Source organism: Myxococcus sp. CA005 (genome assembly GCF_006518205.1).
GTDB lineage: Bacteria > Myxococcota > Myxococcia > Myxococcales > Myxococcaceae > Myxococcus > Myxococcus xanthus.
Genome location: NZ_SRLV01000084.1, coordinates 12,395 through 39,045 on the forward strand (window position 1 = coordinate 12,395; position 26,651 = coordinate 39,045).

At 68.9% G+C, this 26,651-nt stretch carries 23 protein-coding genes; 7 read left to right on the plus strand and 16 right to left on the minus strand.

All coding sequences use genetic code 11. The annotated features are described in order from the left end of the window. Positions 1 to 147 precede the first annotated feature (147 nt). Complete coding sequence (locus FMQ63_RS28935; protein WP_011552138.1) at positions 148 to 792, minus strand: deoxynucleoside kinase; 645 nt, start codon at positions 790 to 792, stop codon at positions 148 to 150. A 210-nt stretch (positions 793 to 1,002) separates the two neighbouring features. On the opposite strand from FMQ63_RS28935, the gene FMQ63_RS28940 reads away from it, so the two are divergent. Continuing rightward, the gene (locus FMQ63_RS28940) at positions 1,003 to 1,281 is read left to right on the plus strand and encodes a hypothetical protein (protein WP_026114296.1); all 279 of its coding nucleotides are present in this window, start codon (positions 1,003 to 1,005) and stop codon (positions 1,279 to 1,281) included. Between the two features lie 7 nt (positions 1,282 to 1,288). Here the strand turns inward: FMQ63_RS28940 and rsmA are convergent, their stop codons facing one another. From rsmA to FMQ63_RS28995, 5 genes are all read right to left on the minus strand, one after another. After that, a complete protein-coding gene (gene rsmA, locus FMQ63_RS28945; protein ID WP_011552136.1) occupies positions 1,289 to 2,140 on the minus strand; it encodes a 16S rRNA (adenine(1518)-N(6)/adenine(1519)-N(6))-dimethyltransferase RsmA in 852 nt (283 codons plus the stop codon). A 14-nt stretch (positions 2,141 to 2,154) separates the two neighbouring features. Further along, positions 2,155 to 3,150 (minus strand): tRNA (adenosine(37)-N6)-threonylcarbamoyltransferase complex transferase subunit TsaD, encoded by a 996-nt coding sequence (gene tsaD / locus FMQ63_RS28950; protein WP_011552135.1) that lies wholly within the window; start codon positions 3,148 to 3,150, stop codon positions 2,155 to 2,157. A gap of 49 nt (positions 3,151 to 3,199) precedes the next feature. Beyond that, positions 3,200 to 5,983 (minus strand): DUF4388 domain-containing protein, encoded by a 2,784-nt coding sequence (locus FMQ63_RS28955; RefSeq protein ID WP_011552134.1) that lies wholly within the window; start codon positions 5,981 to 5,983, stop codon positions 3,200 to 3,202. Between the two features lie 200 nt (positions 5,984 to 6,183). Continuing rightward, the gene (locus FMQ63_RS38175) at positions 6,184 to 11,532 is read right to left on the minus strand and encodes a DnaJ domain-containing protein (protein WP_225909867.1); all 5,349 of its coding nucleotides are present in this window, start codon (positions 11,530 to 11,532) and stop codon (positions 6,184 to 6,186) included. A gap of 34 nt (positions 11,533 to 11,566) precedes the next feature. Beyond that, positions 11,567 to 12,070, minus strand: coding sequence for a tRNA (cytidine(34)-2'-O)-methyltransferase (locus FMQ63_RS28995; protein WP_011552130.1), 504 nt, complete (start codon positions 12,068 to 12,070; stop codon positions 11,567 to 11,569). A 17-nt stretch (positions 12,071 to 12,087) separates the two neighbouring features. Here FMQ63_RS28995 and FMQ63_RS29000 point away from each other — a divergent pair, with 17 nt between their 5' ends. Then, a complete protein-coding gene (locus tag FMQ63_RS29000) occupies positions 12,088 to 12,444 on the plus strand; it encodes a DUF192 domain-containing protein (RefSeq protein WP_011552129.1) in 357 nt (118 codons plus the stop codon). Between the two features lie 119 nt (positions 12,445 to 12,563). Further along, the gene (locus FMQ63_RS29005) at positions 12,564 to 13,328 is read left to right on the plus strand and encodes a Stp1/IreP family PP2C-type Ser/Thr phosphatase (RefSeq protein WP_011552128.1); all 765 of its coding nucleotides are present in this window, start codon (positions 12,564 to 12,566) and stop codon (positions 13,326 to 13,328) included. Positions 13,329 to 13,338: 10 nt separating this feature from the next. Here the strand turns inward: FMQ63_RS29005 and FMQ63_RS29010 are convergent, their stop codons facing one another. Together FMQ63_RS29010 and FMQ63_RS29015 are read right to left on the minus strand one after the other, a co-directional pair. Beyond that, a complete protein-coding gene (locus FMQ63_RS29010; protein WP_011552127.1) occupies positions 13,339 to 14,367 on the minus strand; it encodes a nucleotidyltransferase family protein in 1,029 nt (342 codons plus the stop codon). Between the two features lies 1 nt (position 14,368). Continuing rightward, the gene (locus tag FMQ63_RS29015) at positions 14,369 to 15,409 is read right to left on the minus strand and encodes an aminoglycoside phosphotransferase family protein (RefSeq protein WP_011552126.1); all 1,041 of its coding nucleotides are present in this window, start codon (positions 15,407 to 15,409) and stop codon (positions 14,369 to 14,371) included. A 290-nt stretch (positions 15,410 to 15,699) separates the two neighbouring features. On the opposite strand from FMQ63_RS29015, the gene FMQ63_RS29020 reads away from it, so the two are divergent. After that, on the plus strand, positions 15,700 to 17,067 hold the full coding sequence (locus FMQ63_RS29020; RefSeq protein ID WP_011552125.1) for a pyridoxal-phosphate dependent enzyme: 1,368 nt from the start codon (positions 15,700 to 15,702) through the stop codon (positions 17,065 to 17,067). Positions 17,068 to 17,142: 75 nt separating this feature from the next. On the opposite strand, the gene FMQ63_RS29025 is transcribed toward FMQ63_RS29020, so the two are convergent. The 7 genes from FMQ63_RS29025 to FMQ63_RS29055 form a co-directional block, all read right to left on the minus strand. Next, positions 17,143 to 17,583 (minus strand): MaoC family dehydratase, encoded by a 441-nt coding sequence (locus FMQ63_RS29025; RefSeq protein ID WP_011552124.1) that lies wholly within the window; start codon positions 17,581 to 17,583, stop codon positions 17,143 to 17,145. A gap of 10 nt (positions 17,584 to 17,593) precedes the next feature. Next, positions 17,594 to 18,133: a hypothetical protein gene (locus FMQ63_RS29030; RefSeq protein WP_011552123.1), complete on the minus strand. Its 540-nt coding sequence runs from the start codon at positions 18,131 to 18,133 to the stop codon at positions 17,594 to 17,596. A gap of 7 nt (positions 18,134 to 18,140) precedes the next feature. Further along, positions 18,141 to 19,139 carry a hypothetical protein gene (locus FMQ63_RS29035; protein WP_011552122.1) on the minus strand — a complete coding sequence of 333 codons (999 nt, stop codon included), beginning with the start codon at positions 19,137 to 19,139 and terminating at the stop codon, positions 18,141 to 18,143. 107 nt (positions 19,140 to 19,246) lie between these two features. After that, positions 19,247 to 19,669, minus strand: coding sequence for a hypothetical protein (locus FMQ63_RS29040; RefSeq protein WP_011552120.1), 423 nt, complete (start codon positions 19,667 to 19,669; stop codon positions 19,247 to 19,249). A 148-nt stretch (positions 19,670 to 19,817) separates the two neighbouring features. Continuing rightward, a complete protein-coding gene (locus FMQ63_RS29045; RefSeq protein WP_011552119.1) occupies positions 19,818 to 20,963 on the minus strand; it encodes a cystathionine gamma-synthase in 1,146 nt (381 codons plus the stop codon). Between the two features lie 46 nt (positions 20,964 to 21,009). Further along, positions 21,010 to 21,771 carry a crotonase/enoyl-CoA hydratase family protein gene (locus tag FMQ63_RS29050; RefSeq protein ID WP_011552118.1) on the minus strand — a complete coding sequence of 254 codons (762 nt, stop codon included), beginning with the start codon at positions 21,769 to 21,771 and terminating at the stop codon, positions 21,010 to 21,012. 55 nt (positions 21,772 to 21,826) lie between these two features. Then, the gene (locus FMQ63_RS29055) at positions 21,827 to 22,513 is read right to left on the minus strand and encodes a UdgX family uracil-DNA binding protein (RefSeq protein WP_043612939.1); all 687 of its coding nucleotides are present in this window, start codon (positions 22,511 to 22,513) and stop codon (positions 21,827 to 21,829) included. Between FMQ63_RS29055 and FMQ63_RS29060 the strand changes: the two genes are divergently transcribed. After that, positions 22,512 to 23,498 (plus strand): class I SAM-dependent methyltransferase, encoded by a 987-nt coding sequence (locus FMQ63_RS29060; RefSeq protein WP_171452346.1) that lies wholly within the window; start codon positions 22,512 to 22,514, stop codon positions 23,496 to 23,498. The two genes, FMQ63_RS29055 and FMQ63_RS29060, sit on opposite strands and share 2 nt — an antisense overlap. A gap of 18 nt (positions 23,499 to 23,516) precedes the next feature. Here the strand turns inward: FMQ63_RS29060 and FMQ63_RS29065 are convergent, their stop codons facing one another. Continuing rightward, the gene (locus FMQ63_RS29065; RefSeq protein WP_011552115.1) at positions 23,517 to 24,704 is read right to left on the minus strand and encodes a Dickkopf N-terminal cysteine-rich domain-containing protein; all 1,188 of its coding nucleotides are present in this window, start codon (positions 24,702 to 24,704) and stop codon (positions 23,517 to 23,519) included. Between the two features lie 233 nt (positions 24,705 to 24,937). On the opposite strand from FMQ63_RS29065, the gene FMQ63_RS29070 reads away from it, so the two are divergent. Next, complete coding sequence (locus FMQ63_RS29070; RefSeq protein WP_020478532.1) at positions 24,938 to 25,606, plus strand: RNA polymerase sigma factor; 669 nt, start codon at positions 24,938 to 24,940, stop codon at positions 25,604 to 25,606. Then, the coding region (locus FMQ63_RS29075; protein WP_228556518.1) for a FecR domain-containing protein at positions 25,593 to 26,651 on the plus strand (1,059 nt) is incomplete at its 3' end. The genes FMQ63_RS29070 and FMQ63_RS29075, both read left to right, overlap by 14 nt.

Below are 26,651 nucleotides of genomic sequence, written 5' to 3' on the forward strand. Positions count from 1 at the left end.
TACGGGTTGAACGGCCTGACGGGCCCATTCGCGCCTCGCCGTCCCCACCGGGGATCGCCGGGAGCCCTGGGCCCGCCACCGCACTCTAACGCCACCGCGCCGGCCGTGGGGAGGTTGAAGGCGGACGTCCCACCAGGAGCCTGACTTTCAGCCCCGGCGGGAAGCCTTCGGAACGTAATGCTGCGTGCCCGGCTTCGCCTTCCGGATGGTGGCAAGCAGGTCTTCCCTGTCTGCCTCGACATTCACGAAGTCGATGTCGGAGGTATCCACGACGAGGAGCGGGGTGTCCGTGTAGTGGAAGAAGAAGTTGTTGTAGGAGTGGACGAGCCCCTCCAGGTACGTGGGGTCGAACTTGCGCTCGAACTCCCGGCCGCGCTTCTTGATGCGGTGCAGGAGCACGTCCAGTCGGGCCTGGAGGTAGATGACCAGGTCCGGCTTGGCCACGCGGGGCCCCAGCGCCTCGAAGACGCGCTCGTAGAGGGCCAGCTCGTGCGCGTCCAGGTTGAGGTGCGCGAAGATGCGGTCCTTGGCGAACAGGTAGTCGCTGACCGTCATCGAGCTGAAGAGGTCCTGCTGGAACAGCTCCTGCTGCTGACGGAAGCGCGACAGCAGGAAGAAGATCTGCGTCTGGAACGCGAACTTCTGCCGGTCCGTGTAGAAGCTGGACAGGAAGGGGTTCTCCTCCACCACTTCGAGGATGCGCCGTCCCGCCAGACGCTCCGCGAGGATATTGGAGAGGCTCGTCTTGCCCACGCCAATGGGCCCTTCCACCACGATATACCGGTAGTCCATCCGCCCGAGGCCTCCCGCCCGCGGAATGCGCTTTGAGACCGCGCGCGCGAGACATCGCGCGAAGGCGCGGCCACGCACGCGGGCGGATAACACAACACGGCCGCTGGAATCCGGCAATTTTCCACGGCGTCCCGCGTCCCTTGACGCTCCGAGACGCATCTCCTACGGTCCGCGCGACTTCTTGGCGTGTGCGCGGGGTGGTCTCCGGACATGAGCGGCAGACAGCGGGCGAAGACAGTGGTGCGGCTGGAAGAGGCCCGCCAGAGCACGCCCACCCAGCGAGCGCCCACACCTCCCGTGGAGCCGGATCCGCTCTATGGCGTGGTGTTGCTCAAGACGGCCATGGAGCTGAAGCGCCGACAGGACGGCACCGTGGAGGACATCCTCCGCGGCGTGCTCGCCCGGATGCGCATCCCCGAAGCCGAGTTCTTCGCCTACCTGGAGCAGCAAGGCGGCCTGCTCCAGGCACTGGGCATGCGCGGACGCTAGCGGCGCCCTACTCCGCGGGCGTGGACGTAGCCGGCGTCAGGGGGCCGAGCGCGCGCTCGATGGCGGCGAACTCCTCGGGAGTCAGCGTCTCCGCGCGGCGCTGCGGATCCACCCCCGCGGCCTCCAGGGCGGCGATGAGCGTCTCCGTCGTCCCGAGCGTCGGGTCCGACTTGATGGAGTTGATGAGCGTCTTGCGCCGGTGCGCGAAGGACGCCTTCACCACGCGGGTGAAGCGGGCCTCGTCGATGATGGGCGCGCGCGGCGACTTGCGGCGGGTGAGCCGCAGCACCGCGGAGTCCACCTTCGGGGGCGGATGGAAGCGCCACGCCTCCAGCGTGAGGACGTTCTCCGCGTCGTAGTGCATGCCCAGCAGCACCGTCAGCAGACCGTAGTCCCGGTTGCCGGGCTCCGCGGCGAGCCGCTCCACCACTTCCTTCTGGAGCGTGAAGACCGCGCGCGAGACATGGGCCCGCTGCTCCAGCACTCGGAAGAGAATGGGGCTGGTGAGGTGGTACGGGAGGTTTCCCGCCACCGCGACGTCGGGCGCGCCAGCCACCTGGGCGAAGTCCACCGTGGCCGCGTTGCCGGACACCACGCGCACGCCGGGGATGGCCTCCTTCTCCAGCACCATCACCATGTCCCGGTCCCGCTCCACGGCGGTGACGCGGGCCCCGGTGGCGGCCAGGAAGCGCGTGAGGTGGCCCAGGCCCGGGCCCAGCTCCACCACCGGCTCATCGGCGCGCAGGTTCAGCGCGTCGGCGATGGCCTCCAGCGCGTCCTCGTCTCCGAGGAAGTTCTGTCCCCAGCTGTACTTGGCGCGCAGGCCATGCCGCTTGAGGATGTCTCTAGGCGATTCCACCCGTCTGCTCCCCTCTACATGCGCCAGGCCGGGTCGGCGGCGAGGCGGAAATCTCCGCGCAGGCCGCGGCGGTACGCCTCATACCCCGCCACCGCAATCATGGCGCCATTGTCCGTGCACAGCCGCACCGGGGGCAGGAACATGTTCAACCCCCGCTCCTCGGCTCGCGCCTGACACAGTGCCCGCAGCCGCGAGTTCGCGGCGACGCCGCCGCACAGCACCAACTGCTTGTGGCCCAACCGGCGCGCGGCGGCCACCAGCTTCTTCGACAGCACGTCCGCCACGGCCTCCTGGAAGGACGCGCACAAATCCGCCAGCGCCTGCCCCTGCGGCACGCCGTGCTTCTGCACGTGGTGCAGCACCGCCGTCTTCAACCCGGAGAAGGACACGTCGAAGTTGTCGCCCGGCAGCGCGCGCGGGAAGCGGATGGCCTCCGGGTTCCCCTGCTGCGCCAACTGGTCGATGGGCTGCCCACCCGGATACGGCAGGCCGAGGATGCGAGCGGTCTTGTCATATGCCTCGCCGGCCGCGTCGTCGCGCGTGCTGCCCACCAGCCGGTACTGCCCGTAGGCCTGCACCTCGTAGAGGCTGGTGTGCCCGCCGGAAACGACGAGCCCAAGGAACGGCGGCTCCGGCGCCACCTCCAACAGCCGGATGGCCAGCAGGTGGCCCTCCAGGTGGTTGGCGCCCACGAAGGGCTTGCCCGTCGCCAGGCTCAAGCCCTTGGCCACCTGCACTCCCACCAGCAGCGCGCCGATGAGTCCGGGGCCGGACGTGACGGCGATGAGGTCCACGTCGTCGAGCGTCTTGTTCGCCCGCGTCAGCGCCTCGTGGACGACGGGCAGCACCTGGACGATGTGGTTGCGGCTGGCCAGCTCCGGCACCACCCCACCCCACCGCCGGTGGATGTCCACCTGCGTGGAGACGACATCCGACAACGCGCGGCGGCCGTCCTCCACGACGGCGGCGGCAGTCTCATCACACGAGGTTTCCAGTCCTAGGACGAGCAAGGCAGCTCACTTCTCAGGGGGCCAATGATGGAAGTGGGGCCGTCCCCGCTCAGTTGCCCAGCCCCCTGAGCAACGTGCGGACCTCTTCGGCGGAAGACCCCGTCGGTTCCAGCAACAAGTACTGCTTGTAGGCGTCGGCCGCCTGGGAATTCTTGCCGGTGAACTGTAGCGCCATGCCCAACGACAGCCAGGCACGGGCGTTGGAGTCCTCTTCCTTGACGACTTCCTGCAACAGCTTGGCCGCCTCGCGGTAGGCCCCGTCCGTGGTGAAGCCGTTCACCAGCGCGATGCCCAGGCCCGCCTTCGCCTCCGTGGCCGTCGGCTTGAGCGCCAGCGCCTTGCGATAGCTTCCCGCCGCCGACCGGAACCGCTGACTGACGACGGCCGCCCTCGCCTGCTTCACCAGCGTGGCGAACTCGACCTCCGGATCCACGGCGGGCTCCGACGGCGTGGGGGCCTCGGTGGGTGTCGCCTCGGGTGGCTTCGGCGCCTCGGCAATGGCCGTACCCGCATCCGGTGTAGCGGCGGGCGGCTCCGGCGGAGCCTCGGGGGCCTTGGCCGTGGCCTCTTCGAGCGGTGGTGCCTGCTCCGGAGGTGGTGTCTGCTTGGCGTCGTCGTTCACGGGCGCCTGCGTCTCCACCACGGGAGGCTTCGAAGGAGGCGCCTCCGACGGACCGCTGCCCGTCCCCACGACAACGGCCGCGACCGCGCCGATGAGGACCACCGCCGCGCCGATGATGAGCCCGGTGCGATTGGAACGACCCGCGTTGGCCACGGCTGCGTCACTGGTGTGAGTGGCCGCCGGCTTCCTTTCGGCCGACTGCACGGAAGAAACGGGCGTCGCGGGCGCAACCGGGGCGGCGTCCGCTGACTTCACGGGCGTGACGACTCCGGCGTCCGTGGGCTTCGCGGATGCATCCGGGGCGACCTCCCCGGGCGTCGCGGGCGCGGTGGCGGCCGGCTCGGCGGGCTGCGTCTCCACGACAGCCGGAGCTGGCACCGAGGATGCGAGAGACGGTTCGACCGTGCTGGCCAGTGGCGCGCTGGGCGTGGGCGGCTCGGCGGACAGTTCGGGCACGCCGTGGCCCGAATAGGGCGGCAGCGCGAGCTGGGGCGTGGCGGGGACCTCTTCGGCCACGAACTCCGCATCGACCTGCACTGACGGGATGGGCGGCGTCACGTAGCCGCTGCCACTCACCAGCGTCACCTCGGACGACGGCGGCGCCGGCGTCGGCGGGGGCACGGGCGGGAACGGATTGGGTGCCACGGCCGCGCCACCGAAGATGGGCGCACGCGGCGAGGGCACGGGCTCGAATGCGGGCGCGCTCGCGGCGAAAGCGGAGGAGGCGGCGCCATGGGCCCGCGGCGTGTGCGACCAGCCAGAGCCCGGCCCCCACGTCGTGGGCGCGCTGATGCCCTCGGTGTCCACCCGGCTCCAGTCCAGCAGCAGGCTGCGACGCGCGTGCTCCACGGCACGGTGGGCCGGCGGCGGCTCGACCAGGAACGCCGAAGCCTCCTGCGCGGGGGCCTCCGGGACCGGCTCGGTCACCGGAACTTCGGGCGTGTACTCAGGCGTGTCCGAGCGCTTGGGCCGCGCGTGGAAGACGACCACGTCGGCGGGCTGCGCGGGCGCGGCGGGCGACGGCGCGGCCGGCTCGTCCTCCACGCCCGCGGGAGGCGCGAGCACGCTCTGCGGCATGGGCCGCGGAGAAGGCTCCGGCGCGGCGGCCACGGGCTCGGGGGCCGCTTCGGGAACGGCGGCTTCGGGAATCGGCTGCGGCGGGCTCTCCGGCGCGGGAGGCGCGGGCTCCACGGTCGCGCTGGCGGGCGGCGCCGTGTTGAGCCACTGCTCGATGCCGGGCTTGCTGCTCTGCACCGGCTCCAGCGGCGCGTTGCCCAGCTCGCGGATGAGGCCCTCGAAGTACAGCTTGCTGATGATGCCCAGCGCGGCCAGGTCCTCGAAGTCCGAGTCCTCCACCACGCGGCTCAACGCGCGCTTGCCGTCGAAGAGCCGCAGAAGTCCGTTCACCTCGTCCGGAATCTCCGACAGGCGGTCGGCGAGCTGGTGGTAGTCAATCTCGAACACCGTCTCGAGCGGCGGCAACTGCTCGAGCATGCGGCCCCACTCGTCGAGGCGGCGCATGCCCTCCATCAGCAGGCCCTGCGTGGAGATTTCGATGCGCTCCGGACGGTCCAGCGCGCTGAACTGCACCTCGAACTGGCCCTCGAAGGTGTTCAGCATCCGGTAGAAGGCGTTCTCGCCCTTGAGCCGTCCCAGCTCCGCGTCGATGACGCGTCCGTCCTTGAAGTAGACGGTGCCGGTGCGCTCGCCCTGGATGTTGATGAGGCCCGTCTTGCGGCCAATCTCGAAGGTCTGCACCAGGTCCACCACGCCCATGTCGGCGAGGCTGCCGGCGAAACCGCCCTTCGTCGTCTCCCGCTTCTCGATCCTCTCCTTCTCCGCCTTCTGGAGGATCATCTTCACGCGGGTGACGATCTCTTTGATGTAGATCGGCTTGGTCAGGTAGTCGTCACCGCCAAGCTCCAGGCCGCGCACCTTGAACTCGACCGACTTCTGACTCGTCAGGAAGACGAACGGGATGAACTTGAAGCGCTCGTCGGACTTGAGCGTCTTGCACAGCTCGAAGCCGTCCATCTCCGGCATCTTCGTGTCCGCGAGCACGAGGTCCGGAGGGCTGATCTGGACCTTCTCGAGCGCATCCTTGCCGTGAATGGCCGTCGTCACGGAGAAGCCGGCCTTCTTCAGGCTGACCTCCATGACCCGGAGGCTCTTCGCGTCACCATCGACCAGGAGCAGGTGCTGCTTGGCCACGTTCCATGCCTTTCGTCACTGCAGACGGCCCAGGGAGCCTGACGCGGGAGCATCCTGCCCGCTTTCCAGGCATGTCAATGGCTGGGGCCGGTGGGGAACCTGGCTGGCCTCCTGATGGACAGGCGGCTCGAGCCAGGTGCGGGGGGAGAGTCAAATCGGGCCGGGCTGAAGTACCCGTACCCATTGTGAGGCCTGCCGCGTCAGCGGAAGAAGCCTCCCTTCTTCGGAGGGTTCTTCTTGCGCATGTCGATGAGCCGCAGCTCCTGGTTCGCCTCGAGGTGCTTGGGGTTGGCGCGCACGGCCTCGCGGAAGCAACGCTCCGCGCGGTCCATGTCGCCTTCGACCCGGGCGATGACGCCGAGCTGGTAGTGCGCCCGATCACAATTCGGGTCCGCGCGCACCGCGTCCGCCATCATCTGCTTGGCCTTCGCCATGTCCGCCTTGCGCGCCGGGTCCATGTAGATGGCCCAGGCCCGAGCAGCCAGATACAGCGGCTTGGGTTCCAGCGCGTGGGCGCGGTCGTAGTGGTCGGAGGCCGTGGTGAAGTCGCGCTTGCGGAAGAAGACCTCGCCCATCTTGTAGAGGTCGTCGGCATTGCTGTCGGCGCGGCCCTGCGGGCGGAGTACCGGAGCGGTCGGCGCGGACGACGGCGGCTTGGGCAGGGTCTGCTGGGCCTGGAGGTTCTGCTGGTACGTCTTGCGCCGGGTGTCGTCGTAGAGGACCTCGTAGGCCTCTCGGATGGCTTCGAACACGGCGGTGATCTTCGGCGCCATGTGGGGCAGCGACGGCGGCAGGCGGTCCGGATGGAAGATCTTGGCCAGGTTGAGGAAGGCGGTCTTCACCTGGTCGCGCGAGGCGTCCTGCGAAACGCCGAGCACGTAGAAGTGGTCTCGCTTGGCCTGGACGTCCGCGAAGCGCTGCTCGAGCTGCTGGGCCAGGCGGGCCTCGTCGGGCCTGGGAGGCTCGGAGGCAGCGGGGGCCGGGGCGGCGGCGGGTTCGCTCGTGGGCGAGGGCGTGGCGCCCGGTGCGGAGGGCGGGCGCCCACCGAGGACCCCCATGTTCTCCATGGCGCGACGCAAGAGACGCTGCCGCCGGAGCTTTGCTGCCTCGTCGGGGTTGGAGGGATCTGCCGCCAAGTCGTCCTCGTCAAAGTCCCAGTCGTCCAAGTCTCCGGACGGCTCGTCCCAGTCAGTCTGGCCAGTTGGCCATGAGTTGTCACCGGGGAAGGCCCCCGATGAATCGGGTGCTACCGGTTCGATGGTCGCCTCGACAATGGCCTCGACAGGAGGCTCGTCGAAATCGACGTTCGCCTGATTGACATCCGAGCGGACGAGCGACTCCAGGTGCGTATCGACTTGGAGGAGCGCGGCCTCGAACGACGCTGTCAGGGTGTCGGCGCCCTCGTCCTTGTCGAAGGCGACGATGCGCCAGAGGTCCTCGTCCCCGGTCTTGGGTGTGGCCGGGCGCGGCGGCGGCGCGGACGGTTGGGTGGCCCAACTGGCGTCGTCCTCCTCGTCGGGGGTCGCCTCCAGCAGGATGTCCGCGTCGTCTTCGGCGACAGGCGTGAGGACCGGAGGTTCGCCCGCGGCGGGACGGGTCGCTGGCGCCGGCAGTGGCTCGGCGACGGCCCAAAGTTCGGGCTCGGGTTCGACTTCCAGCAGCGGGAGTTCCGACTCGGTGTCGGACGCAGCGCTGAGGGAGATGGCCTCGGTGTGCCACTGCTCGTCCTGGATGGGGACGCGGTCCTGCGTCCGCGTGGGCGGTGTCGACAGGGGCGGCTCGTCCGCGAGCCATGGCTCGAGCGGCAGGGACTTCGAGCGGCGGAGGGCCTCCTCCATGTCGTGGAGGAGCTCGGCCTGAGCCTTCTGCCGGGCGATACGCAGAGCGTCCGCGCTTTCGGGCAGAGCGGCCAGGTCCAGGTCGGATGCACCGGCGTTCTGGACGGAGTCCGCCCAGGAATCCGCCTCGGAGGGCTGAGCGGGAAGCTCGGTGAGCAGGATGTCGCCCACATCAAGCGTGAGGGCCTCGATGTCCTCGGCCGCGAGTTCGGGGATGGAGTCGGACTGCGTGGGCTCTTCGGTGGGACGGCCTTCGTCTGCCTGACGGGCCTGCTCGGCGGCGCGAGCGTCCTTGCCGCGACGGCGTTCGATCTCCAGACGCAGCTCTTCGGCCTGGCGGGCTTCTTCGGCCTGGCGGGCCTCCGCCTCGACGCGCGCGACCTCGGCGAGACGGGCCTCCTCCGCGGCCCAGATCTCCTCCGCGCGGCGGGCTTCTCTCGCAAGGCGGGCGGACTCCGCGAGACGGCGCTCCTCGATGAGGCGGGCTTCTTCGGCAAGGCGTTCCGCCTTGAGTCGAGCCTCTTCCGCGAGGCGGGCCTCCTCCGCAAGCCGCTCCGCCTCTTCCGCCAGGCGTTCTGCCTCGAGCCGAGCGGCCTCCGCACGCTGCGCCTCTTCCGCAAGGCGGCGCTCTTCTTCGAGGCGAGCCTCTTCCGCGAGCCGAGCCTCTTCCGCGAGGCGGCGCTCCTCTTCGAGGCGCGCTTCTTCGGCGAGACGACGCTCTTCTTCGAGCCGCGCTTCTTCGGCGAGACGACGCTCTTCTTCGAGCCGCGCTTCTTCGGCTACGCGGGCATCTTCCGCTAGGCGGCGCTCCTCTTCGAGCCGCTCCTCTTCCGCCAGACGACGCTCTTCTGCGAGCCGAGCCTCTTCTGCAAGGCGGCGTTCTTCTTCAGCCCGAGCCTCTTCGGCCAGACGACGCTCTTCTTCGAGCCGCGCTTCTTCCGCCAGCCGAGCCTCTTCAGCCAGGCGAGCTTCTTCGGCGAGGCGCGCCGCCTCAAGTAGAGCCGCTTCTGCCAGACGAGCTTCCTCCGCCAGACGCTCCGCCTCTAGCCGGGCCTCTTCCGCGAGCCGACGCTCCTCTTCAAGGCGCGCTTCCTCTGCCAGCCGCGCCTCTTCCGCGAGACGAACCTCCTCCGCCAGACGACGCTCTTCTTCAAGGCGGCGTTCTTCTTCAAGACGCGCCTCTTCCGCTAGGCGGTGCTCCTCTTCAAGCCGCGCCTCTTCTGCGAGCCGAGCCTCTTCGGCCACGCGATGCTCTTCTTCGAGCCGCGCTTCTTCCGCCAGCCGAGCCTCTTCAGCGAGACGCGCCTCTTCGGCTACGCGAGCCTCTTCCGCGAGGCGTGCCTCTTCCGCCAGACGGCGCTCTTCTTCGAGACGTGCCTCTTCAGCGAGACGTGCCTCTTCCGCCAGACGACGCTCTTCTTCGAGACGAGCCTCTTCCGCGAGTCGAGCCTCTTCCGCGAGTCGAGCCTCTTCCGCGAGACGAGCCTCTTCCGCCAGTCGACGCTCTTCTTCGAGACGAGCCTCTTCCGCCAGACGAGCCTCTTCCGCCAGACGAGCCTCTTCCGCCAGACGAGCCTCTTCCGCCAGTCGAGCCTCTTCCGCCAGTCGACGCTCTTCTTCGAGACGAGCTTCTTCGGCGAGCCGAGCCTCTTCCGCCAGTCGGCGCTCCTCTTCGAGCCGCTCCTCTTCCGCCAAGCGGGCCTCTTCCGCGAGGCGAGCTTCTTCGGCGAGACGGGCCTCTTCCGCGAGGCGAGCTTCTTCGGCGAGCCGCGCCTCTTCAGCTAGGCGCTCCGCCTCAAGCCGAGCCTCTTCGGCAATACGCGCCTCCTCCGCGAGACGCCGTTCCTCTTCAGCAAGGCGCTCCGCCTCAAGCCGAGCGACCTCTGCGAGACGAACCTCTTCCGCGAGCCGACGCTCCTCTTCAAGGCGCGCTTCCTCTGCCAGCCGCGCCTCTTCCGCGAGACGAACCTCCTCCGCCAGACGACGCTCTTCTTCAAGGCGGCGTTCTTCTTCAAGACGCGCCTCTTCCGCTAGGCGGCGCTCCTCTTCAAGCCGCGCCTCTTCTGCGAGCCGAGCCTCTTCGGCCACGCGATGCTCTTCTTCGAGCCGCGCTTCTTCCGCCAGCCGAGCCTCTTCAGCGAGACGCGCCTCTTCGGCTACGCGAGCCTCTTCTGCGAGACGTGCCTCTTCCGCCAGACGGCGCTCTTCTTCGAGACGTGCCTCTTCAGCGAGACGTGCCTCTTCCGCCAGGCGACGCTCTTCTTCGAGACGAGCCTCTTCCGCGAGTCGAGCCTCTTCCGCGAGACGAGCCTCTTCCGCCAGTCGAGCCTCTTCAGCCAGTCGACGCTCTTCTTCGAGACGAGCCTCTTCCGCCAGACGAGCCTCTTCCGCCAGACGAGCCTCTTCCGCCAGACGAGCCTCTTCCGCCAGTCGAGCCTCTTCCGCCAGTCGACGCTCTTCTTCGAGACGAGCTTCTTCGGCGAGCCGAGCCTCTTCCGCCAGTCGGCGCTCCTCTTCGAGCCGCTCCTCTTCCGCCAAGCGGGCCTCTTCCGCGAGGCGAGCTTCTTCGGCGAGACGGGCCTCTTCCGCGAGGCGAGCTTCTTCGGCGAGCCGCGCCTCTTCAGCTAGGCGCTCCGCCTCAAGCCGAGCCTCTTCGGCAATACGCGCCTCCTCCGCGAGACGCCGTTCCTCTTCAGCAAGGCGCTCCGCCTCAAGCCGAGCGACCTCTGCGAGACGGGCCTCTTCCGCCAGCCGGGCCTCTTCGGCCACGCGACGCTCTTCTTCGAGCCGCGCTTCTTCCGCCAGTCGAGCCTCTTCAGCCAAGCGCGCTTCTTCAGCCAAGCGCGCTTCTTCAGCCAGGCGAGCCTCTTCGGCGAGCCGAGCCTCTTCAGCCAGGCGAGCTTCTTCCGCCACACGGCGCTCTTCTTCGAGCCGAGCCGCCTCAGCGCGTCGAGCTTCTTCCGCGAGCCGCTCCGCCTCGAGCCGAGCCTCCTCCGCCCGCCGCCGCTCCTCTTCGAGCCGCGCCTCCTCCTCCGCTCGCCGCCGAGCCTCTTCCTCCTCCCGTCGAACCCGCTCGCGCGCCTCCCAGTCCTCCACGGAGAGCGCCTGCACCCAGCCCTCGCGCTCCAGCACGAGCAGCAGCGCTTCCTGCGCGGGCGTCAGCGACTCCGGCTCACGGAACTCCGCCAACGTCTCCAGGAACGCCCGCTCCGAAACATCCGCGAGCCACGGCCCACAGGCCTCGACATCCTCACACCGGAACACGCGCGCCGCCGCGCCGCCATGAATCGGCCCCTCCAGCGCCGCGCGCACCACCCGCACGCCCGCGATGGGCTCAAACCCCTCCGCCTCCACCGTCCCCGGCTCGAACGCGGCCTGCTCCGCCAGCGCGCTCAACCGCCGGACATGCGCGAGCACCTGCTGCTCCGCCACCACCTCCGGCACCAGGTCGAACGCCTCCAGCGTCTCCTCGTCCGGAGCCCCTGCCCCACCCCGCGCCCACAGCGTGTCCAGCGCCTCCGCGTCCAGCAGCCCGGACTGGAGCAGGGCCTGCGCCGGGCTCTGGAACCCGAAGCCCAGCTGCGTCCCCACGAGGTTCCCCTCGCGCAGCCACAGCCGGGACTCGCGCCCTCCCGAGGAAAGCGTGAGCCTCCCGGTGGCGCGGGACTTGTGGGCGGAATAGAGCGCTTCGGCGGCCTGCGACGGGGTCATGCGTCGCCGCAGTGTAGTCCCTCTACACGGCCCCTCAACTTGCCGGGGGCGCTTGCCTGCCCGCTCCGGTGAAACGGACCTGTCGCAGGGCCTCATAGGTCCCGATTCCCACCGACGTGGACAGGTTCAGGCTCCGGCGGTCCTCCAGCATGGGAATGGTGACGGCCGTCCCCGTGCCCCCCTCCATCACCTCCGGCGCCAGCCCGGACACCTCCGAGCCGAACACCAGGTGGTCCCCCTCCTCGAACCGGGCCTCATACAGGGATGTTTCAGCCCGGGCGGAGAAGAGCCAGCGCCGGGCGTCCGGGTAGTCCGCCGCATAGGCCGCGTAGGTTGGATACAGGCGGAGAAATACCTTGTCCCAGTAGTCCAGCCCCGCCCGCTTGAGCTGCCGGTCGTCAATGGAGAAGCCCAGGGGCTCCACCAGGATGAGCCGACAGCCCGTCACGGCGCACAGGCGGGCGACGTTGCCGGTGTTGGGGGGAATCTGGGGAGAAACGAGGACCAGGTGGAGAGGACGCGCCAGGGGCTCGAGCATGGGGTAGAAGGCGCTACATGCGCTGGAAGGTGAACAACGAGACGCGGCAACGGCTGCTGGCGGACCGGGCCGACAAGGCCACCTCGTTCCTCCAACGGTTCAAGGGACTCATGGGGCGCCGCTCGCTGGAGGTGGGCCAGGGGCTCCATATCGTCCCCTGTAACTCCATCCACACTTTCTTCATGCGCATCCCCATTGACGTGCTGTTCCTGGACGCCCAGGGCCGCATCGTCAAGCAGATGCCCGCCTTGCCGCCCTGGCGTGCGACATCCGTGTATTTCCAGTCACGCTCGGTCCTGGAGCTTCCCGCGGGTGTCCTCGCGGCCAGCGGCACCCAGGAAGGCGACGTGCTGAGCTTCGAGCCGGTTCCTTGAGGCCCTGCCCGAAGTGCCCCTGCCTGTCAGGCCGGGATGCACGAGCTTTGACCGATTTCCGAGCGCTTTGTTAACCTCCGGCGCCACGTTTTCTCGCCCCTTTAGAAGAGTTCTCGCGCATGCGCATCGAGGTAGCTGGCAGCACCCACGTTGGGATGAAGCGGAATCACAACGAGGACAACTTCCTGATGCTCCCGGAAGAGTTTCTCTTCTGCGTGGCGGATGGCATGGGCGGCCACTCGTCTGGCGAAATCGCCAGCCGCATCGCGGTGGACGAGCTCGGCGAATTCTACAAGCTCACGTCCAAGGACCAGGACTGCACCTGGCCCTTCAAGATGGACAAGACGCGCAACTATGACGAGAACCGGCTCGCCACCGGCGTCAAGCTCGCCAACGCGCGCATCTTCGAGAAGGCCTGCTCCGAGTCCAAGTACAAGGGCATGGGCACCACCATCGTCACGGTGCACTTCTCCCAGAGCGCCGTCTACGTGGGCCACGTCGGCGACAGCCGCGTCTACTACTTCCGCGGCGGCGCCCTGAAGCAGGTGACGGAGGACCACTCCCTCCTCAACGACTACCTCAAGGCGAAGAAGCTCTCGCCCGAGGAGATTGAGAACTTCCCCCACAAGAACGTCATCGTCCGCGCGCTGGGCATGAAGGAGAACGTCCAGGTGGATGTCTCCCGCGTGGAGCCGCAGGAGGATGATGTCTTCCTGCTCTGCTCGGACGGCCTGAGCGGCATGGTGACGGACGCGCAGATGCAGGAAATCCTGCAGCGCACGCCGGAGCTGGAGAAGGCCTGCTCGCAGCTCATCGACATGGCCAACGCCGCAGGTGGCAACGACAACGTCACCTGCGTGCTGGCCCGCTACCACGCCGCCTGAGCGGCGGCGCTCAGCGCCCCTTCAGCGGCGCGGCAATCCGGTGCGCGCCCCAGGCGAGCACCTCGGAGAGCGACTCCCCGGAGGACACCTCGGTGTCCTCGAAGACGGTGGCTCGCGAGAGCCGCGCCCCCGCAGCCACCTTCGCGCCCGGCTCCAGCGACACGCCCGGCCCCACGGCGGCTCCGGCGGCCACCGCGCTGCCCCGCCCCAGGTACACCGGGCCCTCCGCCGTGCCGTCCAGGCGGGCCTCCGCGTGCGCCCAGGTGCCACTCGCGCCGCGCACGGTCCCCGCCAGCGGTGAGTCCGCGCCCAGCCACTCCAGCCGCACGTGCCCGGCGAGCACGTCCTGCACGGTGGCGAGGTAGCGCGACGGCGTGCCCAGGTCGGACCAGTACCCGTCCACCCGCACGCCGCGCACCATCTGCCCGGCCTCCATGGCACGGACATAGACGCCGCGGTTGATGTCCTCCTCACCTCGCGGCGACATGAAGTCGAAGACGCGCGGCGACATCACGTGCACGCCGGTGAAGTGCCACGGCGACAAGCCTTCACCTCCAGGGCCGTGGCCGGCGATGCGGCGCACGCGCCCTTCCGCGTCCAGCTCCACCGCGGCGTACGTCTCCCCCGCTGGCATGGGCTGCAGCACCATGGTGGCCAGCGCGCCGGACGCCTGGTGCAGGGCCACCACCGGCCGCAGGTCCACCGGGTAGAGGATGTCGCCGTTGAAGACGATGAAGTCGCCGTCCGACAGGAAGTCCCGCAGGCCGCGGATGCCGCCGCCGGTGCCCTGGATGACGGGCTCGTTCACCACGTGCAGCGGCAGCCCCGCGCGAGCGCACTCGGCGCGGGCCACCGCCTCCATGGTGTCTGGCAGGTGGTGGGTGTTGATGCCCACCGCCGTCACGCCCGCGGCCTTCAGCACTGCCAGGTGGTAGCGCAGCAGCGGCTGTCCCAAGAATGGCATCGCCGGCTTGGGCCAGCGTTCGGTGAGCGGGCGCAGGCGCGTGCCCAGGCCCGCGCAGAGGACCATGGCCTTCATCTCAGGCCGCCAGCTCCGGGACGTACTTCGCCACCAGGTCCTGCAGCTTGCGCAGCTCCGGCCGCCGCGCGAAGCCGTCACGCACGTAGCGCAGCGACGCGGGGATGGACACCAGGAAGCCCGGGTTGCCCTTCACACGGTTGATGAACTCGAAGCGGCCCGCGTCCTTCAGCTTTCGCTGGATGGTGAGCAGGTCGAAGAAGGCCTTGAAGGACGCCGCGTCGATGCGCTCGCCGCTCACCTCCTGGAAGGTGGCGATGTAGCGGTCCAGCATCGCGTCCACGAAGTCGCGATCCAGCTCCACGTAGCTGTCGCGCAAGAGCGCCACCAGGTCGTACTGGCGCGGGCCCTGCAGTGCGTCCTGGAAGTCGATGACGACCAGCTCGCCCTCCTTCATCATGATGTTGCGGCTCTGGTAGTCGCGGTGCGTGAAGCCACGCGGCGCGGCGGCCAGCTGCCGGGCGATGTCGCGGAAGGTGGCGTCCAGTTCGGCGCGCTCGGCGTCCGTGGGCTTCTTGCCACTCCACGCCTCCAGGCCCCACTCGCGGAAGTGGTGCAGCTCCCAGTCGTAGAGGTCCTCGTCGAAGGCGCGGGTGAAGGCCAGGCAGTCCGGGTCCTCCGCCTTCTCCGCCGCCGCGCGCAGGCGCGCCAGCAGGTCCACGGCGCGGGTGTAGAGCGCCTCGTGGTGCTTGCCGCCCTCCAGCGCGGACTCGAAGGTGATGTCACTCAAATCTTCAATCACCATCATCCCGGCCGGCTCGTCGTAGCGGAGGATGCGCGGCACCCGCACGCCCAGCTTCTCCAGGTAGCGGTGCACGTTGATGAAGGGCAGCTCCTTGGGCGGCTCGCCCTTGGTGGCCTCGTCGCTCTTCTTCGTCGAGTCGGGCGGCATCACCATCACCACCCAGCTCTCGGGCGGCGCGCCAACGCGGTAGTACGAGCGGCTGCTCGCCTCGCCCTTCAGCTTCGTGATGGGGGCGTTGGGAACGGGACGGCCCATGGCCTGTCCCACCTGGTCGCGCAGGGCGGCCTCGAGTTCCATATCGACGGGGTTCTCCGGAGGGGGTTGACGCAAGTCGCACACGAGTATCGGAGGCGCGCCCATCCGGGTCAAAGGCCTGTCCGGGCGGATGGCCGGATGCCCCCCGGGCTGTCGCCAACCCGACGGGCGGCCAGCCATCCTCCCCCCTCGTCCGGGTGCGTCGGAACTCCCCGCCCTCCGGGGCGGGTTCAACGCTCTCCGGGGTCGCAAGAGGCCACACGCTGTCGACCGGGCCAGTGCGGCGGCATATAAGACGCGCCGCGAACCCTCATTAACTTACGGAAGCCGCGATGGACATCCACGAGAACATCCTCACCGCCATTGGCAACACGCCGCTGGTCAAGCTCAACAAGCTTGTCGGGCCGAACGACGCGACCGTGCTGGTCAAGTGCGAGTTCATGAACCCGGGCGCGTCCATCAAGGACCGCATGGCGCTCTACATCCTCGAGAAGGCCGAGCGGGAGGGGAAGCTCAAGCCCGGCGGCACCATCGTCGAGAACACGTCCGGCAACACCGGCATGGGCGTGGCGCTGGCCGCGGCCGTCAAAGGCTACAAGTGCATCTTCACCATGCCGGACAAGATGTCCCTGGAGAAGATCAACCGCCTCAAGGCGCTGGGCGCGCAGGTGGTGGTGACGCCGACGAACGTGCCGGCCGAGGACCCGCGCAGCTACTACGAGACGGCCAAGCGCCTGCACCGCGAGACGCCGGGCGCGTTCATGCTCAACCAGTACCACAACCCCGACAACATCGAGGCGCACTACAACACCACCGGTCCTGAGATCTACAAGCAGACCGAGGGCAAGTTCGACTACTTCGTCGCGGGCCTGGGCACCGGCGGCACCATGAGCGGCGCCGGCAAGTTCCTGAAGGAGAAGATTCCCGGCCTCAAGAACGTGGGCGTGGACCCGGAGGGCTCCGTCTACGAGGGCTACTTCAAGACGGGCAAGCTGACCGAGCCGCACGTCTACAAGGTGGAAGGCATCGGCGAGGACATGCTGTGCGGCGCCATGGACTTCACCCACCTGGACGACGTGCGCCAGGTCGATGACCGCCAGTGCTTCATCGCCGCGCGCCGCCTGGCGCGTGAGGAAGGCATCTTCGCCGGCGGCTCCTCGGGCGCGGCGATTCACGTCGCGGTGCAGCTGGCCAAGGAAGTGGGCAAGGGCAAGACGATTGTCGTCGTGCTGCCGGACTCGGGCAGCAGCTACATCAGCAAGTTCCACTCCGACGAGTGGATGCGCGACAACGGCTTCCTGGAGGAGAAGGGCGCCGGCACCATCCGCGACATCCTGGGCGACAAGCGCAAGGACGTGAAGACGGCGCGCCGCGGTGACAAGGTCGACCAGGTGGTCGAGACGATGCGCGGCCACGGCATCAGCCAGATGCCGGTGGTGGGCGACGACGGCCGCACGGTGGGCATGGTGCACGAGTACGACCTGCTCAACGCGCTGGTCGCCGGCAAGGCGAAGTTCTCCGACACCATCGACAGCATCATCGCGCCGCTGCAGGGCGCGCTGTCGCTCGACACCAGCATCGCCCGCCTGCGCGAAGTCTTCGCTCAGGACAACGTGGCGGTGGTGAAGGACGGCGAGAAGGTGGTCGGCATCGTCACCAAGATCGACCTCATCGACTACCTGCACCGCACGGCGGCGTAGTCCCCGGCGCGCTCGCGCCAGGGAAGCACCGAGGGCCTCCACGTTTCCGCAGTGGAAACGGGAGGCCCTTCGTGTTCACGGACGCCGGCCGAAGAGCACGTTGGCCAGCTCCGTCATCACCACCTCGTCCTTCTGGTTGCGCACCTCCATGCGGAGCTTGATGGCGCCCCGGTCCGGCTTGCTGCGCGACGGCGTGGCGGAGACGACCTCCACCCGCACGTGCAACGTGTCCCCCGGACGCACGGGCTTGAGCCAGCGCAGCTCATCCAAGCCGGGCGAGCCCATGCTGGACGTCTGTCCCAGGAAGCTGTCCACCAACAGCCGGTGACACAGGGAAGCGGTGTGCCAACCGCTGGCCACCAGCCCGCCGAAGATGCTGTCGCGGGCGGCTTCGTCGCTCAGGTGGAAGGGCTGCGGGTCGAACTGCGTCGCGAAGGCGATGATTTCCTCGCGAGACACCACGTGGGGGCCGTGTTCGCTCACGTCCCCGGGCTGGAAGTCCTCAAAGTAGCGCATGGGCGCTACTTCAACGCGACGTGTCCTTGGATTCCAGTTCCTCCGGGTGGAACACGCGCGAAGCGACGCGGTCCAACACTTCGGAGTTCCACTTGATGCTGACCTTCATCAGCCGGCGCATCTCCTTGGCGAAGGCGCGCTCGGACGGCATGCGGGTGTACGTGCGGGCCAGGTAGAGGCCCCGGTTCTCCCGCTCGTAGTCCACGGTGCCGCCACCGGCATCCGTGCCCTCCCGCTCCTCCGCCTGGAAGCCCTCGATGACGCCGGGCTTGGGGGGCTCGCGGAAGCGGTACACCAAGGCGCTGCACTTCAGCGCCTGGGTGTCCTCCAACCACTCGAAGTACAGCGACGCGCCCCCCGCGGAGAGCCCGCCGAAGCCCTGGGGATTGATGCCCGGGCTGGGCGGCGTGCCCTCTTCGTGGAGGAAGCCCTGGACCAGTCGCTGGGCAGACTCCCGCGTCAGCGGCGTATCCGCCGGAGCAGCGGGGCCCAGGCCCGAAATCCAGGACCTGAGCAGGCCAGCGAGGCCACTGCGGGGAGCGGTAGCCATGGGTTGCTTACTTGTTGAAGTTGCCTTCGCGGGCCTGGTCGAACGGCACGCGGTTCTTGAGGTAGACGTCCTCGAAGCTGTGGCCGTCGAACGGGTTCAGGTGGAACTCGTTGAACTGGTGGACCTTGGAGCCCTTGCCACCGTCCGCGATGGGGTTCCACTTGTCCGGGATGGGGCCCAGGCCGAACATGCTGGGGACCGGGTCGCCACGGTTCACGTAGTGCACGTAGTTCGGGCCGTCCGGGTACGTGGCGGCGGCGCCGCCGAACGTCTCCACGTTGATCTTCCCCATCAGCGCCTTGGCGTCCTGCTTGGACATCCCATCTTCGATGCGCAGCCGGTTGTACACGTCGTTCAGCGCGCGGCTGGAGACGAGGCCACCCTGGCTGTGCGCCATCAGGTGCACGTCACGGCCGGCCTTGATTTCGGTGTAGAGCGCGTCCGCCAGGGTGTCCACGGCGGGGTTGGTACCCTTGTCCAGCTTGTCCTTCACGGACTGGGCCAGGTCCGCGCCCATGCCCTCGGTGGCGTTGTGGATGCCGACGACGCGCGAGCCCGTCGCGTTGGCGATGGCCTGCAGGCTCTCCGACTGGGCCTCCTTCGTCGTCAGGATGCCGTTGACGTAGAGGATCGTCGACTGCGGATTCGGGTTGTTGGCCGGCGTCACGCCCGGGATGTCCGCCAGCGGGGTACCCGGCGGGAACGTCGCGCCGTCCGCGCCCAGCAGCTTGCCGTCGTGCACGCGGTCCGGCTGGTTGCCACCGCCGAAGAACTCCTGCACGCCCCGCGCGGCGCCGCCGACGACGTTGCCCACGCCCCGGGCGGTGCCGGAGACGGCGTTCTCGAAGCCGTCCACGAACTGGCCGACCTTGCGGCCACCGGCAGCCGCGGCGTCCTTCACGTTGTCGACGGCGTTGCCCACGGCGTCCTGCGTACGGTCAATGGCCTTCTCGGCACCGGTACGGACCGTGTTGATGAGTTTCCGGCCGCGCTCGATGGGGTTCATGGGGGGCTCCAGGCGATTTGGAAGGAGTGGACTACCAGTGAGGGAATTATCGTCCCAGGGTCCTGGAAGTTGCGACGCCCCTCATTTTGCCGCACTGCGACAAAGGATCAGCGTCCGAAGACGCGGTCCGCCACCCGGTTCAGGACGGTGCTGCTCCACTCGAGGCTGGCCTTCATCAGCCGCTTCATGTCGTCGTTGAAGATGGGGATCTGCGGCGCCGTGGTGTAGGTGCGGCTGAGGAACAGGGACTTGTTCTCCGGCTCGAAGTCCACGGTGCCGCCGCCAGTGTCGGTGCCCTTCTTCTGCTCGTCTTGGAAGCCCTCCAGGATGCCCGGCTTGGGGGTGTCCCGGAACCGGTGGATGAGGGCACTGCACTCCAGCGCCTGCTCCTTGTCGTGCCACTCGAAGTAGAGCTGCGCATCGCCCAGGGCGACGCCGCCGAAGCCCTGCGGGTTGATGCCGACGCTGTTGGGGCTGCCGTTGGCGGCGAGGAACGCCTGCGCCAGCATCTGCGCTTCTTCTCGGGTCATGGGGGTCGGTCTCCAGGGGCGGGCACTGCCTGAGCGGGCAGCCTAGCAAATCAGCACGCCGCCTCCACATGACAAGGGCCTCCGCGCGCTTCCGGAAAGGCGAGCGCGGGGAGGCCCTGGAGACCGAAGGGGCGCGAGGCCCTGACGGCTACTTCGCGGCGTCGAGCGCCTGGGACAGGTCGTCCACCAGGTCCCGCGCGTCCTCGATGCCCACCGACAGGCGGATGAAGCCGTCGGTGATGCCGAGCTGCTCGCGCGTCTCCTTGGGAATGGAGGCGTGGGTCATGATGGCCGGGTGCTCGATGAGGGACTCGACGCCGCCGAGCGACTCGGCGCAGGCGAACACCTTCACCGTCTTGAGGAAGGTGCGGGCGGCCTCCAGGCCCCCCTGGATGTCGAAGGTCACCATGCCGCCAAAGCCGGACATCTGCTGCTTCGCCAGCGCGTGCTGCGGGTGCGCCTCCAGACCCGGGTAGGTGACCTTCTTCACCTTCGGGTGGGACGCCAGGAACTGCGCCACCTTCATCGCGTTGGAGGCGTGGCGGTCCATGCGCACGTGCAGCGTCTTCACGCCGCGCAGTACCATGAAGCTGTCGAAGGCGCCGGACACGCCGCCCACCGCGTTCTGGAGGAAGTACATCTTCTCTGCCACGTCCTCACGGCTGGTGCAGACGAAGCCGCCCACCACGTCGCTGTGGCCGTTGATGTACTTGGTGGTGGAGTGCGCCACCACGTCGAAGCCGAGGTCCAGCGGGCGCTGGAAGTACGGCGTCATGAACGTGTTGTCGGCGACGGAGAGGATGTTCCGCTTCTTGGCGACCTCGGCGATGCGCGCCAGGTCGATGAGCTTGAGCATCGGGTTGGTGGGGGACTCCACCCACACCATCTTCGTCTTCGGCGTAATCGCCGCCTCGAAGTTCTCCGGCTTGGACAGGTCCACGAAGGAGAAGTGCAGCCCGGCCCGCCGGAACACCTTGTCGAAGAGGCGGAAGGTGCCGCCGTACACATCGTCCGAGACGACCACGTGGTCGCCCGAGTCCAGCATGTGCATCAGCATGTCCGTACCCGCCAGGCCGGAGGCGAAGGCCGCGCCGTACTTCGCCCCCTCGAGCGCGGCCAGACAGTCCTGGAGCGCCTTGCGGGTGGGGTTCTGCGTCCGGCTGTACTCGTAGCCCTTGTGCTCTCCGGGGCCGTCCTGGACGTAGGTGGACGTCAGGTAGACGGGCGTCATGATGGCGCCGGTGGTGGGATCCGGCTCCTGACCGGCGTGGATGGCAAGCGTGTCGAAGCGCATGCCGGGGGAACTAACACAGTCCCTCCCTGCCCGCAGCAGGACCCGCCTATTCGAACTTCCCGTGACGCCCCGCCCCTTGGGCAAAACGCGTGGCGCCAGCAATGGACTCCGACTCCAGTACCTTGACACCGCGGGCGAACTCCTGACGCAGTGCCTCCTCGGTGCCCAGCCCCGCCTGGGTGTAGGCGGAGCGCCGGTCCGCGTTCATGCACGCCTGCGGGAAGGCGGCCACCTCGCGCGCCAGAGCCTCCGCGGCCTCGCGCGCCTGCCCCCGGGGCACCACACGGTTGACCAGCCCCATGGCCAGCGCCTCCTGGGCGGACACAGGCCGGCCCGTGAGGATGAGGTCCAGCGCGCGCGAAAGGCCAATGAGCCGGGGCAGCCGCACCGTCCCCCCGTCGATGAGGGGCACACCCCAGCGGCGGCAGAAGACGCCCAGGACGGCGTCCTCCTCGGCCACGCGCAAGTCGCACCACAACGCCAGCTCCAAGCCGCCCGCCACGGCATGGCCGCCGATGGACGCGATGACGGGCTTGGACAGCACCATGCGCGAGGGGCCCATGGGTCCATCCCCGTCCAGCTCCAGGCGGGGCATCCGGCCCTCGGAGACGGCCTTCAGGTCCGCCCCGGCGCAGAAGGTACCCCCTTCTCCATGGAGCACGCCCACCCGCGCATCCGGGTCCGCGTCGAAGGCGCGGAAGGCCTCCGCCAGCGCCTGGGCGGTGGCGCCATCCACGGCGTTGCGCACCTCCGGGCGGTCCAGGATGACGGTGGTGACGAGGCCGTTCTTCTCGACGCGCACGCTCATGGCGGCGGAGTCTTCTTCCCTCGCGTCCGGACCGCAATCCCGCCGCGGTGCCTCCTTACATGGGCGCGTGCGCGCCCTCCCCTTCCGACAGGCCGTGGATGATGCGCGCCACCTGGCGCAAGTCGTCCACGAAGGCCTCCAGAGCAGCCTCCTTCGCCCGAGGGTCCGGCGCGCGAAGGATGGAGGACGGGTGCACCGTGGCCACCACCACCCGCGCCCATTCCGACGCCATCGGCTGCCCACGAGACTGCGTCACCCGGAACGCCTTGCCCAGCAGCGCCTGCGCCGCGGTGGCCCCCAGGCAGACGAGGACGTCCGGGCGGAACACGCGAATCTCCGCCTCCAGCCACGGCAGGCAGGCGCGAATCTCCGTCGTGGTCGGCTTCGCGTGGATGCGCCGGGGCCCCTGGCCGGTCCACTTGAAGTGCTTCACCGTATTGGTGACGTACACCTGCGCGCGGTCGATGCCGGCGGCCTCCAGCGCCTCGTCCAGCAGCCGCCCGGAGGGACCCACGAAGGGCCTGCCGGCCCGGTCCTCCTGGTCTCCCGGCTGCTCCCCCACCAGCATCACCCGGGGGCCGGGGCGCGGCTGGCCCTCGGGCTCGCCAAAGACAGTCTGGGTGCCCGTGCGCCAGAGCGGACAGGCCTGACACCCCGCAGCCGCCTTTCGGAGCTTGTCGTACGTCGGAGACTCAGGGATGAGGGGGGCCGCGGTGGTCTGGACGGAAGGACGCTTGGGCATGGCTGACACACAAGGTACGCATGGCTCTCACGACGCAACCGGCCCCGAGGGCATGTTCGCCAACCGCCTGCGCAAGGGGGACAAGCGCTTCCGGAAATGGGCCCGGACGCAGGGGCTGACGGCCTTCCGCGTCTACGACAGGGACATCCCCGAGTACCCGTACGCCATCGACGTCTACGGCGACCGCGTCCACGTCGTGGAATACCCCCGGCGGCGTGCCATCGCCTCCGGTGCCGCGGACACGCAGCGGGAGGAAGTCCTGGCCGCAGTGACGCAGGTGCTGGCCGTTCCCTCCGAGCGCGTCTTCGTGAAGACGCACACGCCCCAGCCCTGGGGCCGCTCTCAGTACGGCCGGGTGGGCCAGGACAGCGGGCGCATCGTGGTGGAGGAGCAGGGCCTGAAGTTCTGGGTGAACCTGGGCGACTACCTCGACACCGGCCTCTTCATGGACCACCGCAACACCCGCGCGCGCGTGCGGGAGGAGGCCCGGGGCAAGCGCTTCCTCAACCTCTTCGCGTACACCGGGGCCTTCACCGTCTACGCCGCCGCGGGAGGCGCCGCGAGCACGATGACGGTGGACCTGTCCAACACCTACCTGGACTGGGCCGAGGACAACCTGGACCTCAACGGCCTGGCCGACGCGCGGCACACGCTGGTGCGCGCGGATGCCAAGGCCTGGGTGGAGGCCCAGGCCGACGCGCCGGAGCGGTACGACCTGGTGGTGTGCGACCCGCCGTCCTTCTCCACGTCGAAGAAGATGTCGGGCAGCTTCAACGTGCAGCGCGACCACCCGCGCCTGCTGGCCGCCATCCGGGCGCTGCTCGCACCCGGTGGCGTCCTCTACTTCTCCACCAACTTCCTGGGGTTCCAGTTGGAACCGAAGGCCACGCGGGGAATGGAGGTGGAGGAAATCACCCCTCGCTCCATCCCCGAGGACTTCCAGCGCAAGGAGATCCACCGCTGCTGGCGCATGGTGGCTCCCTGACGCTGGCGTCCGTCCCGACTACAGCCAGCAGACGTTGTCGATGCAGCGCTCGCCGGCGGGGCACTCGCAGGTGGCGTGACAGCTGTTGCCGCTGCCCGTGTTGACGGGCTTGCAGACGCCGTCCGTGCAGACCTGACCGGACGGGCACTCGCAGTTGGCGCGGCACACCGGGGTGGACGTCCCGGCATCCTGCACCGGAGGAGGCGGCGGCACCTTGCACTGGCCGTTGGAGCAGACCTCGCCCGACGGGCAGTCGCAGTTGGCCTGGCAGGCCGTGCCCGTGCCCGCGTCCGGCGGCGGGGCCGGCGGACGGCAGTAACCGTTGGTGCAGACGTCACCCGAGGGGCAGTCACAGTTGGCCACGCACGTCTGGCCCGGGTCCGGCTGCGGCGACTTGCACTTGCCATTGAAGCAGACCTGGCCGGCGGGGCACTCGCAGTTGGCGCGGCACTGGCCCCCATCCGGAATGGGCATGCAGTAGCCAATCTGGCAGCTGTAGTCGTCCGGGCACTGGGTGGTGGAGTCGCAAGCCGCGCGGCACTGGCCATCCACGCAGTCCTTCCCGCCGGAGCAGTCCGCCGCGGTGGAGCAGGTGTTCGGGTCCACCGGGCGCGGACGGCACAGGCCGCTCACGCAGGTGTCCTTGGCGTCGCACCAGGAATCGTCATAGCAGCCGCGGATGCACTGGTTGTTGATGCAGTAGTTCCCCGCACCGCAATCCATGTTCACCCGGCACTGCTGAGGAGCCCCCCCGTCCACGCCCGCATCCGGGCGCGTCCCACCGTCGGAGCCAGCGTCTGGGCGCGTCCCACCGTCCGTCCCCGAATCCGGGCGCGTCCCGCCATCAGAACCCGCGTCCGGGCGCGTCCCGCCGTTCCCAACGCAGTAGTTCTTGTCGCACCGCTGGCCCGAACCGCAGTCGGAGTCACGCGAGCAGAACTGCGAGCAGACGCTGTTGATGCAGATCTGGGACCCGGGGCAGTCCAGGGAGGAGGAACACGCGCCCGAGCCAGGTGGAACGGTCCGACAGACGCCGCTGCGGCAGCTCTCACCCGTACTGCAATCCTTGTCGGAGGAGCAGTAGCAGATGTCGTCGTCGGAGTCGTCGTACCAGTCATCCTCTCCATGGACGATGCAGCCCGGGAGAACGGCGAGGACGGCGAGCAACGGCAGCCACATGAGGCTACGTATGGGGGTGTTCCGCATGAGTGGGGACTCCGAGAACTCAGGGGTACCGGTCCGGCCACCGGGGGTGCTTTCCGGTTTCAGCGATGGACTCCGTAGCGCAGACGGATGATCAAAAAATTTATTTGATCGGCTTTCGTCTTTCCGGAGACCCATGGCCATGGAGGTATGTAGTGGCCTGGACCTTTCAGTCGGTCACCGGGCCGGGCTCGTATCGCGCCGGACCCCGACCACCCATCGAGGGAGAACCCCTGGTGTTCCTGCGTGGAGCCCGCTCATTCGCGCACGTCACCCACCTCCCCGAGGAGCGAAAGGGACGCGACGTGTCCGGTGTTCCCGCCCAGGACGAGGTGCGGCTCCAGGCACTGGTCCGGCGCATCCAGGAGGGCGACCTGACGGCATTCGAACAGCTCTATGCGCTCACGCAGGCGGATGCCTCGCGCACCTTGTGGCACCTGGTCGGCAACCGCGTGGACGTGGAGGACCTGCTCCAGGAGGCCTATCTCCGGCTGCTGACAGCCGTGAAGAGCTACCGGGGCGAGTCCCGGTTCCGGACTTTCTTCTATCGCGTGTGCTCCAACGTGGCCCTGTCCCACCTGCGCTGGAAGCGGCGCCGGCCTGAGGACTCCGTCTGGGACCTGCCGGAAGCGGTGGCGGAGGGAGACGACCCCGAGCGGGTGGCCTCGCGGCGTCAAGCGGCCCGGCTGGTGGAGCTGGCGCTGGAACGGCTGAAGCCAAAGAAGCGCATCGTCTTCGTGTACTACGAGCTGTGTGGAATGAGTCCGGACGAGATTGCCGACGCCGTGGGCAGCTCCCCCAACACCGTCCGCAGCCGCCTCCACCATGCGCGGCTGGAGTTCAACGAAGCCATGCAACGACTGCTCGGCGCCAACCGGTCCGGAGGTTTCCATGGCGCGACATGAGCACCTCTCCCTGTGGGCCCTGGCCGCGGGCGAGTTGGACGCAGATGCGAGCGGACGGGTGGAAGCGCACGTCGCCACCTGCTCCGAATGTGCCCAGGCGCTGGAGCAGGTGCGGCAGTCCCGCGCCGTCCTCCACGAGGGCCGCGGCACCCTGCCCGCGCCGCGCACGGACGCCATGGGCGAAGGACTTCGCGCGGAAGCGGCTCGGCGCATGGTGCGCAGCGCGCCCAGGGCCCGCTGGCCGTGGGCCGTGGCGCTCGCGGGCGCCTGCGCGGCGATGCTGGCGTTCTGGATGGTCCGCGCTCCCCGGGCGACGGACGAGGGCGGAGCGCATGTGGCTCGGGGGGATGCCCCCTCTGCTTCTGCGTCGGGTGCCTCCATTCCGTTGAATGGAGGTGACGCGGTTCCCACGGTGCCCCCGGCTCCGGAGACCGCCGCTCACGCCGCGGCCGGCAGCGAGCCGTCTGTCCCCACGAATGCAGCGGAGAAGCTCGACGCCACCACGGAGACAGAACGGGTCGCCGTCGCGGGTGCCATCCTGCGCGAGGCGGGAGGCACGGAGCGCGCGCTCAAGCCCGGCATGCGGCTGCGTTCAGGCGTGGCGGTGCGGACGCCCGCGCGCTCCAGTGCGTTGCTTCGGCTGCCGGATGAGAGCCGCGTTCGGCTGTCGGCGGGCTCGGAGGTGGAGTTGTCCCGCGCGGAGTCGCGTGATGTGCACCTCACCGTGAACAAGGGACGCCTGTCCGTCGAGGCCTCGCACACGGCGCGCCAAGGATTCATGGTGGAGGTGGCGGGCCTGCGCGTCTCCGTGGTGGGCACTGTCTTCACGGTGGAGCGCACGAAGGACGGCGCCGCCGTGGCCGTCGCGGAAGGGCAGGTCCGCGTCGAGGCGGAAGGTCAGCCGCCGCGGCGGGTCGGTCCTGGCGAGCGGGTGGAACTGCACGCGGCGACGCACACGCTGAACCCGCGGAAGATGTCGAAGCCGGACCTGCGGGCCATCGCGGAGCTCCGGGACCCGGTGGACGAAGTCCCCGTAAGCCCGCCC